General features: G+C 52.5%; 13 protein-coding genes, 2 tRNA genes and 1 pseudogene. 10 read left to right on the plus strand and 6 right to left on the minus strand.

Features of this window, described 5'->3' with window-relative positions; genetic code table 11:
* Positions 1 to 48 precede the first annotated feature (48 nt).
* The 3 genes from A3193_RS01915 to A3193_RS01925 are packed head-to-tail and all read left to right on the plus strand — an operon-like array spanning position 49 to position 2,799.
* Positions 49 to 1,305, plus strand: a complete 1,257-nt coding sequence (locus tag A3193_RS01915; protein WP_069013889.1) for a glycerate kinase type-2 family protein — start codon at positions 49 to 51, stop codon at positions 1,303 to 1,305.
* Positions 1,295 to 2,110 carry a ferritin-like domain-containing protein gene (locus tag A3193_RS01920; protein ID WP_069013890.1) on the plus strand — a complete coding sequence of 272 codons (816 nt, stop codon included), beginning with the start codon at positions 1,295 to 1,297 and terminating at the stop codon, positions 2,108 to 2,110. The genes A3193_RS01915 and A3193_RS01920 overlap by 11 nt, the downstream gene beginning before the upstream one ends.
* 2 nt (positions 2,111 to 2,112) lie before the next feature.
* Positions 2,113 to 2,799: a hypothetical protein gene (locus A3193_RS01925; RefSeq protein WP_069013891.1), complete on the plus strand. Its 687-nt coding sequence runs from the start codon at positions 2,113 to 2,115 to the stop codon at positions 2,797 to 2,799.
* An 11-nt stretch (positions 2,800 to 2,810) separates the two neighbouring features.
* On the opposite strand, the gene A3193_RS01930 is transcribed toward A3193_RS01925, so the two are convergent.
* The 5 genes from A3193_RS01930 to A3193_RS01950 all read right to left on the minus strand — a co-directional run bounded on the left by A3193_RS01930 (position 2,811) and on the right by A3193_RS01950 (position 5,863).
* Entirely contained in the window at positions 2,811 to 3,572 is a 762-nt protein-coding gene (locus A3193_RS01930; protein WP_069013892.1) for a UDP-2,3-diacylglucosamine diphosphatase, read from the minus strand.
* The gene (locus tag A3193_RS01935; protein WP_069004505.1) at positions 3,569 to 4,057 is read right to left on the minus strand and encodes a peptidylprolyl isomerase; all 489 of its coding nucleotides are present in this window, start codon (positions 4,055 to 4,057) and stop codon (positions 3,569 to 3,571) included. The genes A3193_RS01930 and A3193_RS01935 overlap by 4 nt, the downstream gene beginning before the upstream one ends.
* A 64-nt stretch (positions 4,058 to 4,121) precedes the next feature.
* On the minus strand, positions 4,122 to 4,691 hold the full coding sequence (locus A3193_RS01940) for a peptidylprolyl isomerase (RefSeq protein ID WP_069013893.1): 570 nt from the start codon (positions 4,689 to 4,691) through the stop codon (positions 4,122 to 4,124).
* A gap of 307 nt (positions 4,692 to 4,998) precedes the next feature.
* Complete coding sequence (locus tag A3193_RS01945) at positions 4,999 to 5,379, minus strand: c-type cytochrome domain-containing protein (RefSeq protein WP_069004507.1); 381 nt, start codon at positions 5,377 to 5,379, stop codon at positions 4,999 to 5,001.
* Between the two features lie 166 nt (positions 5,380 to 5,545).
* Positions 5,546 to 5,863 (minus strand): c-type cytochrome, encoded by a 318-nt coding sequence (locus A3193_RS01950; protein ID WP_069004508.1) that lies wholly within the window; start codon positions 5,861 to 5,863, stop codon positions 5,546 to 5,548.
* Between the two features lie 498 nt (positions 5,864 to 6,361).
* Here A3193_RS01950 and A3193_RS01955 point away from each other — a divergent pair, with 498 nt between their 5' ends.
* The 3 genes and pseudogenes from A3193_RS01955 (at position 6,362) to A3193_RS19975 (ending at position 10,122) form a co-directional block, all read left to right on the plus strand.
* On the plus strand, positions 6,362 to 7,801 hold the full coding sequence (locus A3193_RS01955) for a methyl-accepting chemotaxis protein (protein WP_162272405.1): 1,440 nt from the start codon (positions 6,362 to 6,364) through the stop codon (positions 7,799 to 7,801).
* A gap of 249 nt (positions 7,802 to 8,050) precedes the next feature.
* Complete coding sequence (cysS, locus tag A3193_RS01960; protein ID WP_069013895.1) at positions 8,051 to 9,436, plus strand: cysteine--tRNA ligase; 1,386 nt, start codon at positions 8,051 to 8,053, stop codon at positions 9,434 to 9,436.
* Positions 9,437 to 9,572: 136 nt separating this feature from the next.
* Positions 9,573 to 10,122 (plus strand): annotated as a pseudogene (locus A3193_RS19975) (REP-associated tyrosine transposase).
* Between the two features lie 97 nt (positions 10,123 to 10,219).
* Here the strand turns inward: A3193_RS19975 and folD are convergent.
* Entirely contained in the window at positions 10,220 to 11,077 is an 858-nt protein-coding gene (gene folD, locus A3193_RS01970) for a bifunctional methylenetetrahydrofolate dehydrogenase/methenyltetrahydrofolate cyclohydrolase FolD (protein ID WP_069013897.1), read from the minus strand.
* Positions 11,078 to 11,271: 194 nt separating this feature from the next.
* Between folD and A3193_RS01975 the strand changes: the two genes are divergently transcribed.
* The 4 genes from A3193_RS01975 to A3193_RS01990 all read left to right on the plus strand — a co-directional run bounded on the left by A3193_RS01975 (position 11,272) and on the right by A3193_RS01990 (position 13,741).
* Positions 11,272 to 11,348, plus strand: a tRNA-Pro gene (locus A3193_RS01975).
* A gap of 357 nt (positions 11,349 to 11,705) precedes the next feature.
* A tRNA-His gene (locus tag A3193_RS01980) sits at positions 11,706 to 11,781 on the plus strand.
* 173 nt (positions 11,782 to 11,954) lie between these two features.
* The gene (locus tag A3193_RS01985; RefSeq protein WP_069013898.1) at positions 11,955 to 12,653 is read left to right on the plus strand and encodes a hypothetical protein; all 699 of its coding nucleotides are present in this window, start codon (positions 11,955 to 11,957) and stop codon (positions 12,651 to 12,653) included.
* An 89-nt stretch (positions 12,654 to 12,742) separates the two neighbouring features.
* On the plus strand, positions 12,743 to 13,741 hold the full coding sequence (locus A3193_RS01990) for an endonuclease/exonuclease/phosphatase family protein (protein WP_141694525.1): 999 nt from the start codon (positions 12,743 to 12,745) through the stop codon (positions 13,739 to 13,741).
* The last annotated feature ends 3 nt before the right edge of the window (positions 13,742 to 13,744 follow it).

Below are 13,744 nucleotides of genomic sequence, written 5' to 3' on the forward strand. Positions count from 1 at the left end.
GTCAGGAACAGTGGTAATGCCTGGTCCGTTTGAAACAGGGTAGCTTGAATGTTGCAACACACAACGCCAACGGAAGCCCGAGAGGCACTGTTGAGAATCTATCAGAAGGGATTGAGCCGGGTGGAAGGACGGGGGGCCGTTGCCGACTGGCTGCAGCAGTATCCACTCACAACACCGGTGAGAATGGTTGCCATCGGTAAGGCTGCCCAGTCGATGGCGATGGGAGCCCGGGAACAGTTGGGCGATGCCATTCAGCAGGGATTGGTGGTCTCGAAATATGGTCACATCGATCATCGCTATTGCCGGCAACAGGGCTGGCGCACACTGGAATCGGCCCATCCGGTACCGGACGCAGCCAGTTTTGAAGCCGGGGATGCCTTGCTGGAGTTGCTCAATGAGCCTACATCAACCCCGCTGCTGGTATTGATCTCTGGAGGCGCATCCAGTCTGGTCGAGGTACCGATCGAGGGGGTGGATCTGGCGTTTCTGGTAAGGACCAATGAGTGGCTGCTGGGTAGTGGTCTGGATATCGTCTCCATGAACTGGGTACGCAAGGGCCTCTCCCGAATCAAAGGGGGTGGGCTGTTGAACTGGCTGCATGGCAGGAAGACCACCCTGTTGGCGATCTCAGATGTGCCCGGTGATATCCCCGCTGCGATCGGTTCCGGTCTGCTCACCCCGGAACCCCAACTTCAACAACGACTTGAGACGCTGACGTTGCCACACTGGCTGAGTGAAAAGCTGATGGCCGGGGCTCAACAGCGGGTTGTCAGGGTTCCCCAGGATGAGGTTCCACCGCTGCAGATCGTGGCCAATCTCGATGCGGCCAAATCTGCTGCGGCCGAGGAGGCTGAAGCCATGGGTTTTGCCGTCAGTCTGCGTGCTGAGTTTCTTGATGGGGAGGCGGAAGATACCGGGCGTAAATTGGCAGATCAGGTGATCAAAGGCCCTCCGGGCATTACCATCTGGGGTGGCGAGACCCGGGTCAATCTGCCTTCGCAACCGGGAAGAGGTGGCCGTAACCAGCATCTGGCACTGGCCGCTGCGGAAGTGTTGGCAGGGGTGGATGGTTGTCTGCTGCTCTCGGCCGGTACAGATGGTACCGACGGACCAACAGATGATGCGGGTGCACTGGTGGATGGCGCTACCCTGAAGCGGGTCGATGGTTTGGGGTTCAATGCCGGACAATCCCTCACCGCGGCGGATGCGGGTACACTGCTGGAGGCGAGTGGCGACCTGATCACTACCGGTCCCACCGGCACCAATGTGATGGATCTGGTGGTTGGTTTGAAATATGAACTCTGAGAAATCCCTCTATCAGGCTGCCAGAGCCTGTCTGCTGTGTGATGCGGTGGATGAGAAAATGGCGATGAGCGGAGCGATCGCTGAAGCCTGGTCCAGGGGTGAACTCACTCTCACGGGTTGGTCCGATGCGGCGAAGATTACTCGGGCAGGGCATCCACAACGGCCGGTTCTGGTACATCCGAGTAAATTGCCCCGGCGCCGGATGGGCAGTGAAGCGGGGCGTCTGGCGTTGATTCATGCAATTGCCCACATCGAATTCAATGCGGTCAATCTGGCCTGGGATGCGGTGCAGCGGTTTGACGGTATGCCCGCTGATTTTTACACGGACTGGATCCAGGTGGCGGTGGAGGAGGTTGAACATTTCCAGCTGCTACAAGCACGCTTGAGCGCGGCCGGGGTGGCCTATGGGGATTATCCGGCACACAACGGTCTATGGGAGATGGCACAACGAACAGCCCATGATCCACTGGTGCGTATGGCATTGGTGCCGCGCATGCTGGAAGCCCGAGGGCTTGATGTGACACCGGGTATCATGGAGCGTTTCCGGGAGATCGACGATCATGAGACGGTGGCTGCACTGGAAGTGATCCTGCGTGAGGAGGTGGGGCATGTACAGTTTGGCAGTCGCTGGTTCAACTATCTCTGCGAACAGCGTGGTTTGTCACCCGAAGAGACCTATTTCGATCTGTTGGAGAGTTTTCTCAACGGTGAGATCCGTTGTCCCCTGCATCATCAGGCTCGGCGTGAGGCGGGATTCAGTCAGTCCGAGCTGGAACGTCTGGAGGCACTATGCAAAAGGGTATGAGAATGCCGCTATTAATTCTGGCCTGTCTGCTGCAAAGCAGTACGCTGCTGGCGCAGAGCCTGCAGGTCCAACGGCTGCAGTATGAGGTCTCGGAAGCGGGTCAGGCTCCCTATCTCAGCCGCATGCTGGTGACAAAGCAAATGGTGCGTATTGACCAGGGGAGTGACAGCGCCGATTTCATCCTGTTCGATCGCGCTCAACAGGTGATCTACAGTGTCGATAGTGAAGAGCGTACTGTTCTGGTGATCAAGCCCAAACCGGTCGACCAATCCGATACCCGGTTGCCCGAAATCAAGGTCCTGGCAAAGGATGCGGGTGAGGCGCCGTTGGTCGCGGGTCGTAAAGCGCAACACTGGGCGCTACTGGTCAATGGCCAGCCTTGTCAGGAGGCGATGGTGTTACCGGAGATGATGGCGATGAGTGTGGCAGCTCAGGGTGAATATCTGGGGTTGCTGGCCGAACAGCATAAAATCAGCCTTTCTGGGGTACCCATGGCCTATCGGGATGTCTGCGCCGATGCAATTCAGGTCTATGCCCCGGATGCACTCCTGGGGAAAGGATTGCCGTTACGCTTGTGGGATATCAATGGAAATCAGCAGGCTCTGACCGACTATAGCGAATCGGAAACGGTTGATGCGGATCTGTTTACCCTGCCGGAGGCGTTTACTCGGAGGCCCATGCCTCAATGAGTGGAATGCGGTTAATCAACTCCTTCTGTGGAGATTAATAGATCTCGGAGAGTGATGGTTTCGCGAGTGACACCATCCTCTGTCGCGCACAGGATCTCGGCATGATCTCCATGCCATTCACCCAGTACATGACGGGTGACTGTGTGATTGTCGAGGGTGAAATGATGGTCAGCCGGTCTGTGGGTATGGCCATGAATCAGCCTTTGCGCCTGATGCTGTTGCAGGGTGTACTCAACGGCTTGCTGATTTACATCCATGATATCGTCGGATTTTTGAGCATTCGCCTCGCCGCTTTTTGCCCGGTACTCCTGGGCAACGGCAATACGCTGATCGAGGGTCAGTGAGAGAAAATGGCTGGCGAAATCGGCCGAGCGGATCTGTTTGCGAAATGCCTGATACTCACGGTCATCGGTACATAACAGATCACCATGCATCAGCAGTGTGGGTGTACCATACAGATCGATCAAACAGGGGTCGGTGATCAGTTGCGCGCCGCTGGCTTTGCAGAAATCCTGTCCAATCAGAAAATCCCGATTGCCGTGCATTACCTTCAGCTCAGTGCCGCTCTCATTGAGCTGTCGCAGTGCCTGCCTGACCTCCACGGCAATCGATTGCTTGTCATCATCACCCAGCCAGGCATCGAACAGATCACCAAGAATATAGAGTGTGTGGGCTGTGGTTGCCCGGAATCTCAGAAAGTTCAGAAACAGCTGCAACCTGTCTGCCCCTTCGGCAGACAGGTGCAGGTCCGAAATAAAAAGCTGTTGGGTCACTCGGTGACTTCAGCCTTCTCGATGACGATGTCATCCACCGGTACATCCTGATGTCCGGACTGGGTGGTTGTATCCACCCCTTTGATCTGATTGATCAGATCCATACCGGCTATAACTTTACCGAATACACAATATCCCCAGCCATCCTGTCCCGGATAGTCGAGAAACTTGTTGTTTGCCACGTTGATAAAGAACTGCGCGGTAGCCGAATGAGGTTCCATGGTTCTGGCCATGGCAATGGTACCCACTTCATTCGACAGGCCGTTTTTAGCCTCGTTCTCAATTGGATCTCTGGTATCCTTCTGGATCATGCCCGGCAGAAAGCCGCCACCCTGAATCATGAAGTTATCGATTACCCGATGAAAGATGGTGCCGTCGAAGAAGCCATCCTCTACATATTGTTTGAAGTTCTCACAGGTTTTCGGGGCTTTCTCCTCATCGAGCTCGATCTGGATGGGGCCTAGATTGGTTGTCATTGTAATCATCAGTTTTCCTATCAGTTTTATTGTTAAGGCGTGTTCTCAGGCTCTGGATCAGAGGCACATCGATCTATTCGACAATGCTGACCTTGTCGATGGTGATTGTGCTGCGGGGTACATCACGCATACCGTTGCTGACCCCGGTAGGCTGTTCTGCAATGGCGTTAACCACATCCATACCCTGGGTGACCTCACCGAACACCGCATACCCCCAACCGTCACGACTGGGATAGTCCAGGAAGCTGTTGTCCTTATGGTTGATGAAAAACTGGGCGGTGGCAGAGTGGGGCGCCGATGTACGAGCCATGGCAATCGTGCCTTTTTTGTTTTTGAGCCCGTTTTTTGCCTCGTTTTCAACCGGTTCGCGGGTCGCTTTTTTGTTCATGTCGGCTGTAAAACCACCTCCCTGAATCATGAAGTCCTTGATGACGCGATGATAAATGGTCCCGTCATAGAAGCCATCCCGCACATATTGCAGAAAGTTCTCCACCGTTTTGGGTGCTTTCTCCTGGTCGAGCGAGAGTGTGATGTCGCCCACCGAGGTCTTCATCAGCACTTTCACCGGTTCGGCCAGAAGGTCTGCTGAGAACGCGAAAAGCAGGCTAAAAGAGAGTAACAGGGATTTATGGATTTTTTTCATATCATCCTCGTGGCATAGGTTCAGATTTCGACAGTCGTCTCAGGCTGGACTGTTCGTCAGCTTCCGTTTGATTGATCAGGGAGCATGATAGCGGTTAAAAACCATCATCTCAAAGTGGTCGGCGGGGGATTATAGGCCGCTTGGTAAATTCGACATCCACAGCGAAATGCCCAGTCCAATGCCTCGGGCCGGCCTGATTCGAGTCAATAGTTTCTAACTTATTGACAACAATAAAAAATCCGTAATCCATGAGTGACCATGGAGTACGGATTTCTCGGCTTGTCTGTTTCAGTATCTGATTGCTAACTCAGTTGTTTTTCGCACCCTGGGTGATCCAGTGTTCGATTTTAGTGATTTCGGCCTCAGACAGGGCCTCTTTGCCGTGTGGCATGCGGATGGATGGATCCACTTTGCCAGCCACCAAGCGATAGAAAGAGCTCGACAAAGGATCTCCGGCAACCACCACAGGACCGAATTTTGTGCCTTTCATGACTGCATCGTAGTCCTGAGTGATGAAGCCACTGGCTTCAGCGCCTGTGCCACCAGCCAAATGGCACTCTGTGCAGTATTTGTCGATGATCGGTTTGATTTCAGATTTATAACTGACCGGTGCCGGCCCGGCACTACAACCCGCCAGTAATGCGGTTGAAAGGGTTGTTAATAAAATCAGTGTGTTAGGCCTGAACATAGAGTGCTCCTGAATAATTATGCTTATTTATTGTCTGGGCGAAGTGCTGCACACTCCGCCTGACTATTTCAATTTAGCCAACCATAGCATTAGGTTATGTTGCCCTGATCCAATGGGCAAACCTGTCTCCAGGGAAAATGATATCCAATCGAACTACCCCTCCTTCCTATTTTAATGTCATGATCCACTCGATAACACCTTTAATATTCTCTTCGCTTGCTGGGCTGGGTGGCATCATGGCACCACCCCAAACCAATGGTTCACCCGGCTTGCTACCCGATTTTACCTTACTGGTCAGGCGATCGACTTCGGCTGCATCGCCGGCATATTTGGCTGCAATGTCCTTGAATGCCGGGCCAACCAGTTTGACATCGGTTTTATGGCAGCCAAGACATCCAGACTGCATGGCCAAGGCTTCATTGGCCTGAGCGGATGGTGCTGATATTAAGGCGGCTAGCATGAGAGCGGAAGCGAATTTTCCCATTGGATAACTCCGAATCTATTAAATAGTCAGGCTGATTCCTTCTGGAATATGCCCAAGAGGCTGGCCAACACCTTGGTCAACCAGAACTCCTGTCTTGTTAAGTACAATCTATTTGTCGGGAGAAATTAGAGATTCTTTAGCCTTTCTCGTGCTTTATGAGGTCAATAATTGGCAACTGGATTGGTCTGTTCTTATTTATAACTGGGCATCTTTCAGTTGCCATCTGAATGGCTTAAATATAAATATCACCGATAAATATTCAAGAGATGCAGCTGATTGCCGAAATAGTCAATAGCTGTATCAATCATTCCAAGAATACCGAGTTGAGCGATGGGTAAATATATCTCTGTCCAATGGAAGATTGTCGCGCCGATGGCGCTGATTTTCATCCTTATCATGTCAGTCGTAACAATTTATTCAGCACAGCAGCAAAAGGACAGGCTCTTAAGGTTATCGGAACACCAGATATTTGATGTGCTGCATGGATATCTCGATAGCATGAACGCCATGATGTTCACAGGAACCATGGGTAATCGGGAGATGCTTCGGGAAAAGATATCAAAGCGGGATGGCGTATTAGAAGTACGCATGCTGCGTGCGGAGGCAATCAATAAGACCTTCGGTGCCGGCTTTGATCATGAAAAACCGATGGATGATCTCGATCGTCGGGCATTGGCCGGTGAACAGATCATCGAGGTCAAAGAGGTCAAGGGTGAGCGGATTCTGACCATCATTGAACCTTTCCCCGCAGTTGCCGACCGCAATGGCACCAACTGTCTGACCTGTCATCAGGTCCCTGAAGGTACTGTGTTGGGCGCCGGACGGCTGACCTTCTCCATGGGTTCAAGGGACAGAGCGATCGATCATGAGCTGTTGATCAGTGCCGGAATCAACTTTCTGGTGCTTTTGGCAGGGCTGTTTGTGATCGCCATGATCGTCAGAAAGGTAGTGATCAAGCCGCTGTACGGCCTGAAGAAGACAATGGATCAGGTCGGGGCAAATTCCGATCTGCGCCCAAGAGTGCCGGCGGGTGCCAACGATGAGTTCCGCGAGGTTGGTCAGGCGGTAAACAGTATGCTGGATCAGTTTCAGCCTACAATCAATGACCTGGCTAACACAATGGATGGCCTGGCAAGCTCCGCCGAGCGTCTTGCTCAGGTAACCAAGGTAACCCGGGACGGCGTGGATGAGCAGGAGAAGGAGACCGGCCAGTTGACGGTGGCGATTGGTGAATTGACGGTGGCAGCAGAACGCGTGGCGGAAAACGCCGCTGGTGCGGAACAGGCCGCAGTCGAGGCAAAGACCAATGCCAATGCCGGCGGTGAAGTGGTCAGTCAGGTCTCCAATTCGATCGTCAGTCTGGCGAAACGGATTGATGATGCCTCCGATGTGGTCAAGCGTCTGGCTGAAGGAACCCAGAATATCGGTCAAGTCTCAGAATCGATCACCGCGATTGCGGAGCAGACCAATCTGCTGGCCCTGAATGCAGCGATTGAAGCCGCTCGGGCCGGTGAACAGGGACGCGGTTTCGCGGTCGTTGCTGACGAGGTACGGAATCTTGCTCAGCGGACCCAGGAAGCGACTCATGAGATCCAGGAAATTATTGAACAATTGATCTCTTCCTCAGAGCAGGCAGTGAAGGTCATGGGCACCAGTAAGCAGGAGGCTGATCAGAGTGTTGCTGACTCGAGTCGTGCCGGTGAAGCGCTGCAACAGATCTCTGGTGCGGTGGAGATGATCAGTGAGATGAACGCTCAGATCTCGACTGCGGCTCAGGAGCAGACCAGCGTGGCCAGTGAGATCAACAAGAACATCATTGCGATCAACGAGGTCTCCCATCAGACAGCGGAAGGAACCTGCAGGACCCTCAAAGAGAGTGAGGAAGTGGCGCAGATCTCCCAGAAACTGGACAAGATGGTCAATCAGTTCAAAGTCTGAACACCACATTTCACCCGGCTGTACCACTTGAATCCGGGCGAATCAGGAAAGATTGGTGGCTAAGCAGCCCGGCCGTACACCTTCGTGGCGGTCGGGTTTCTGATTTCTGAGCTGGGATTATCAGACCCGAGTTGCCAGAATAATTAAAAAACAGGGTTTCAGAACCGTCGTCCAATCAATTGGCTATGAAGCCAACCACCTTTTGGTTAAGATGCCCAGGTTTAATCTCAGTAGGATAGGCTTGGAGCAATGCTGACAATCTATAACGACCTCACCAACCGGAAAGAGACCTTTCAGCCGCTGCAGGCGGGAAAAGTCAGCATGTACGTCTGTGGCATGACAGTATACGACCTCTGTCATCTGGGGCATGCCCGTGTGATGGTGGTGTTCGATGTGGTCTACCGTTATCTGCAGGCCAATGGCTATGACGTCAGTTATATCCGCAATATCACCGATGTGGATGACAAGATCATCAACCGGGCCAATGAAAGAGGCATCCCCTTTACCGAGCTGACCGAAGAGTTCATTCAGGCGATGCACCAGGATGCGGATGCGTTAGGGGTATTGAGACCCACCGATGAACCTAAGGCAACCCAACATATGGATCAGATCCTGGCGATGATCAGCCGGCTGATCGAAAAGGGGCATGCCTACGCAGCGGACAATGGGGATGTTTACTACGATGTACGCAGCTTTCCCAGCTACGGAAAGCTCTCCGGAAAATCGATCGAGGATCTGCAGGCCGGGGCCCGGGTGGAACCCGGGGACGCCAAGCGGGATCCGCTGGATTTCGCCCTCTGGAAATCGGCTAAGCCCGAGGAACCCGCCTGGGATTCCCCCTGGGGCAGAGGGCGACCCGGCTGGCATATCGAATGTTCCGCCATGTCCACCAATGCCCTGGGCAACAGCTTCGATATCCATGGGGGGGGTGCGGATCTGACCTTTCCCCATCATGAGAATGAGATTGCCCAGTCCGAAGGGGCAACCGGGCATCCCTTCGTCAAATACTGGATGCACAACGGTTTCGTACGCATCAATGACGAAAAGATGTCGAAATCCCTGGGTAACTTCTTTACCGTCAGAGAGATTCTTGATCGCTACCAGGCGGAAGAGGTGCGCTATTTCATACTCACCAGCCACTACCGGTCACCGCTCAACTACGATACCGAGCACCTGGACAATGCTCGCGGGGCGCTGACCCGTTTCTATACGGCATTGAGAGGCCTGCCTGAGGGACAGTCTGCAGACGGGGAAAGTTATAAAACCCGCTTCCATGAGGCCATGGACGATGATTTCAACACCCCGGAAGCACTGGCCGTACTGTTCGATCTGGTGCGGGAGATCAATCGCATTAAGGAGACGAATGTTGAGGAGGCGGCCTCTCTTGGTACGCTGCTCAGAGAGTTGGGCGGCATGCTGGGTCTGTTACAAAGCGATCCGGAGAGCTATCTGAAGGGTGGGGCATCCACTGATGACGGTCTTTCCGACGATAAGATCGATGCCATGATCCAGGCCCGTATCGATGCCAGAGCTGCCAAGGAGTGGGGGGAAGCGGATCGGATTCGGGACGAGTTGCAGGATGCTGGGATAATCCTCGAGGATGGAGCTGAAGGGACAACCTGGCGCCGGGGGTGAGGATAGTTGGTGCGGCAAGCCGCAGGCTTTTTAAGAATTGTAGCCCGCAAATGAACGCATATAGTGGGTAGGGTGGGGCCATGCCCCACTAAAAAAACCACTCAAAATTAATCAAACTCAGCCAAGGAACGGCAACATGTCAAACTATCGTAGAGCCTCTCTTTCAGGCGGCACCTACTTCTTCACAGTTGTTACCTACAATCGTAAACCACTTTTTAATAGTGAACTGGCGCGGCGTGTACTTCATCGAGCGATCTTAGATGTTCGTGAGAGAAACTATTTCAGAATTGAAGCACTTTGTCTGTTGCCAGACCACCTCCCTACAATTTGGAGGCTACCTGAAAATGATAGTGCGTATCACCGACGCTGGAATCATATAAAAGGAATCTTCACAAAACAGTTCAGAGGTTTTTCACTGTATGATGAAAATACCTCAGGCTCCCTTTTAAAAAGGGGAAAGGACTATTTGGCAAAGACGCTACTGGGAGCATCTGATCTGGGATGAGCATGATTACAGCAATCATGTGGATTATATCCACTACAATCCTGTCAAACATGGGTTGGTTGAGCAAGTGGTTGATTGGCCCTGGTCGAGCTTCCACAAATTTGTCAGAGCTGGAATCTATCCTGCGGATTGGAGTGGTTCATCTCCTGCAAAAACCAATCTTGTTACAGGGGGAGAGTAATCGGTGGGGCATGGCCCCACCCTACGGTGACTTCACGGCTCAAATGTGCTGGTAGGTTGGGGCCATGCCCCACCATAGGTTCAGATAGCCACTCCGACTATACAGAGCTGTGCAGTTCGGTGGCCTGCAGGGTATTCTCGAGCAACGTGGCAATGGTCATCGGGCCGACACCGCCAGGTACCGGGGTGATCCATGAGGCGCGCTCCTTGGCGGCTTCGAAGGCCACATCACCGACCAGTTTACCCTCATCGGTTCGATTGATGCCCACGTCGATCACAATCGCCCCCTCTTTTACCCAATCACCGGGTACGAACTCCGGGCGACCCACCGCAGCCACCAGAATATCCGCATTGCGCGCTTTCTCAGCCAGATCCTTGGTGCGGCTGTGACAGACTGTGATGGTGCAGCGCGCGGCCAACAGTTCGAGTGCCATCGGACGCCCGACGATATTCGACTGACCGATGATGACCGCATCGAGTCCTTCCAGTTTCTGGCCGGTGTGCTCCAGCATGGTCATGATGCCACGCGGGGTGCAGGGGCGCAGGATCGGCATCCGCAGGGTTAGGCGCCCAACATTATAGGGGTGGAAGCCATCCACATCCTTGGTCGGCAGGATGCGTTCGATGACCGACTCCTCGTCGATCTGCTGCGGCAGCGGAAGCTGCACCAGAATGCCGTCGATGGTTTCGTCCTGATTAAGACGGTCAATCACTTCCAATAGATCGTCCTGGGACGTATCTCCTGGTAAATCAAAGGATTGGGAATGAAATCCGACCTCTTCGCAGGATTTTCGCTTATTCCGTACATAGACTTGCGAAGCCGGATTCTCACCCACCAGCACCACGGCCAGGCCGGGGCGACGCTGACCGGCAGCGACACGGCGCTCAACGCCAGCCTTGATTTTTGCCCTTAATTCAGCAGCAATCGCCTTGCCATCCAAAATCTCTGCACTCATGGAAATTCCATCGGTCTAAAAAAGAGCAGCATGATACCGAAAGCTGGACAAACTGTCAGCGCATCATGGCAAACAGATGAGATGCAAAACGGTGAAATGCAGCCCGTTTGGCATTGACCTGTGCGGTTAACGACAGTATGATTCCCTCCCTTCGCCTTTCCTGGTTGAACAAATAGTCACCTGAGGCGATATATCGGGGTATAGCGCAGTCTGGTAGCGCGCCTGCTTTGGGAGCAGGATGTCGGGAGTTCGAATCTCTCTACCCCGACCAATTTTTCTGCGCCCGTAGCTCATCTGGATAGAGCATCGGCCTTTAAGTGCGCACATCAATGTGCCAAATAGGAGCCTTTATGGGGAAAAAAGAACCCATAAAGTGGATCGCACTGTATCGGGGAAACCTTAACAGGTAGTGCTGATGGCAATCCCGAGGAAACCCGATAGGGGATCCGTAGAGACTATACGTGCGACGCCTGAGACGGTGAAGAGATAGTCCAGACCACAAACCCCGATTGGGGGCGTCGAAAGGCGTAGTTGGTAAGCTAAGCCGAGGGTAGCAGGTTCGAATCCTGCCGGGCGTGCCAAGTCTGCAGGAGTGGCTGACACGATGCAGCCAGGCAAACAGTTAATGGTGGACGTAGCTCAGTTGGTAGAGCTCCGGATTGTGATTCCGGCGGTCGTGGGTTCGAGACCCATCGTCCACCCCATTCATTTTTCCTCTAACTATTTAATAATAAAAACAACAAGTTAGAGGGATTCTGTGCTACCGACAAAGACCCCAGGTAGTACATTCCGGTAGCACAAAAAGTAGTACAGTTCTCGCTGGCCGCTGCCGTGCCCCTTCAGATGCCTTAAGGAAACCGAGAGAGGGACTTTTGTCATGACCATTGACGTGATCACCGCCCCCATTGCTGGTGCCATTGTGGCTCTTCCTGACATTCTTAAAGATTACCAGACACTTATAGGGGCAATATTAGGTTTTCCGGGCATCATGTATACGCTGCACAAAAATAACAAAAACCAGTTGCAGCTACAGGCAGATCAAAAAGAGCATGACTTGCAGATGCAGGCTGAACACATTAGGCATGAGACCAACACCCTCAGGGTGGCTATAAAATCAGAACTAACCTCCAATATAAAAATATACAACTGCCGGGTTGAGGGGCTCAGTCAGCCCACAGGGAATATTGTGGTTATTCCAACTAAAACCTTTGACGCTACATATTTGAGCCTTCGGGATAGACTAGGATCACTTACGGAAGAAGAAGTCGACAATGTTCTCAGAGCTTATCAATTGATAGATGAGTTCTCATACCGCCTTAGAAACGCAATCAGGATTGAAGAGTGCGGAGTAATTCATGATGAGTATTTATTGTTTGAAGTAGACAAAGCGGATTACATCATAGACCTTCATCGTGTGTTCATTGCGAAGTTTGATAAGGCAGTCAAGTCGCTTAATAAAAACCTAGGTGTAGAGGGTCAAGCTATCAGAACAGATGAGCCTCAGCCTGAGACCAATCGCCAACAGCCATTACTAGGCGATCTGTCAGATCAGCCCGCAGAGCATAGTAGTCCCTAGTCTCTGCGAGATATCTTCCAGAACCTCAAAGTGCCTGTAGAGTGTCTTTGTTGGCTTGGTCTGTTCCAATTCCGGATTATGTCCTATCATTGGCTGAGAGAGAAAATCCACAGGGAATCAATGGCATGAAAGTGACAGTCGGAACCTTCAATCTAAACAACCTCTTCTCCCGCTTTAACTTCTCCGCATCCATTTCAACACTAGCAAAGAAAGATGCCGCAGTGTCTGTGCGCTATCAGTTCACTGATAATGATAACTATAGGGTCAGGACCTTCAAGGGGAGGCTGGTCAAAGCCAAAAAAGACAAGGATACCAAAGCCATAGCGGACCGGATTATGTCAATGGATGTGGACGTGCTGGCTGTGCAGGAAGTTGAGAATATAGACATCCTGAAGGAATTCAACAGGAAACACCTAGGCAACCTCTACCCCTATCGGGTCCTAATAGAAGGCAACGATCCCCGGCTGATTGACGTAGGGGTCCTGTCCAAACTGCCTATCGGGGCTGTCACCTCCTTTCAAACGGCTGTACACCCAGAAGCCTCAGGTACAAGAGTATTCGGGCGAGACCTTCTAGAGGTGGAGATTCAGAGCCAAGACAGGTCAAAGACCCTATTCACTCTTTATAACACCCATCTAAAGAGTCACTTCGGAGACGACGAGGATAACGGGAAGGTCAAGAACGATACCCGTAGACGCCAGCAGGCCGAATCCATACAAAAGATAGTCGCTGATCGTATGCGGACCAACAGCCGTTACATGATCGTAGGGGACATGAATGACGGACCAGATGATGCCCCGCTGTCTGCATTGAAGACAATCGAGGGGAATGACCTTGTGAATGCCTTGGAGAATCCTATAGAGACCCGCCCGGCTAAGGAGGAGAAGACTGGTCCGGGTCCTCAGAAAACTGCATGGACCCATAGATTCAAGAAGAGCGGCCAACCTCCAGAGCATAGATTATTTGATCAGATATGGTTGAGTCCGAAGCTGGCCGAAGGTGTCGGGCAGTCGTTTATAGATCGACGGACTAAGCATGGGGGCAACGGGAGTGATCATGATCCTGCATGGGTTACCCTGGATACTTAGGCT

Source organism: Candidatus Thiodiazotropha endoloripes, from assembly GCF_001708965.1.
GTDB classification, from domain to species: Bacteria; Pseudomonadota; Gammaproteobacteria; order Chromatiales; family Chromatiaceae; genus Thiodiazotropha; species Thiodiazotropha endoloripes.

Excerpts from the sequence above, each read along its gene's own strand:
- A3193_RS01940 (WP_069013893.1), bottom strand. The coding sequence starts at position 4,691 with ATGAAAAAAATCCATAAATCCCTGTTACTCTCTTTTAGCCTGCTTTTC.
- cysS (WP_069013895.1), top strand. The coding sequence starts at position 8,051 with ATGCTGACAATCTATAACGACCTCACCAACCGGAAAGAGACCTTTCAG.
- A3193_RS01985 (WP_069013898.1), top strand. The coding sequence starts at position 11,955 with ATGACCATTGACGTGATCACCGCCCCCATTGCTGGTGCCATTGTGGCT.
- A3193_RS01935 (WP_069004505.1), bottom strand. The coding sequence starts at position 4,057 with ATGATTACAATGACAACCAATCTAGGCCCCATCCAGATCGAGCTCGAT.
- A3193_RS01925 (WP_069013891.1), top strand. The coding sequence starts at position 2,113 with ATGCCGCTATTAATTCTGGCCTGTCTGCTGCAAAGCAGTACGCTGCTG.
- A3193_RS01915 (WP_069013889.1), top strand. The coding sequence starts at position 49 with ATGTTGCAACACACAACGCCAACGGAAGCCCGAGAGGCACTGTTGAGA.
- folD (WP_069013897.1), bottom strand. The coding sequence starts at position 11,077 with ATGAGTGCAGAGATTTTGGATGGCAAGGCGATTGCTGCTGAATTAAGG.
- A3193_RS01920 (WP_069013890.1), top strand. The coding sequence starts at position 1,295 with ATGAACTCTGAGAAATCCCTCTATCAGGCTGCCAGAGCCTGTCTGCTG.
- A3193_RS01950 (WP_069004508.1), bottom strand. The coding sequence starts at position 5,863 with ATGGGAAAATTCGCTTCCGCTCTCATGCTAGCCGCCTTAATATCAGCA.
- A3193_RS01945 (WP_069004507.1), bottom strand. The coding sequence starts at position 5,379 with ATGTTCAGGCCTAACACACTGATTTTATTAACAACCCTTTCAACCGCA.
- A3193_RS01955 (WP_162272405.1), top strand. The coding sequence starts at position 6,362 with ATGAACGCCATGATGTTCACAGGAACCATGGGTAATCGGGAGATGCTT.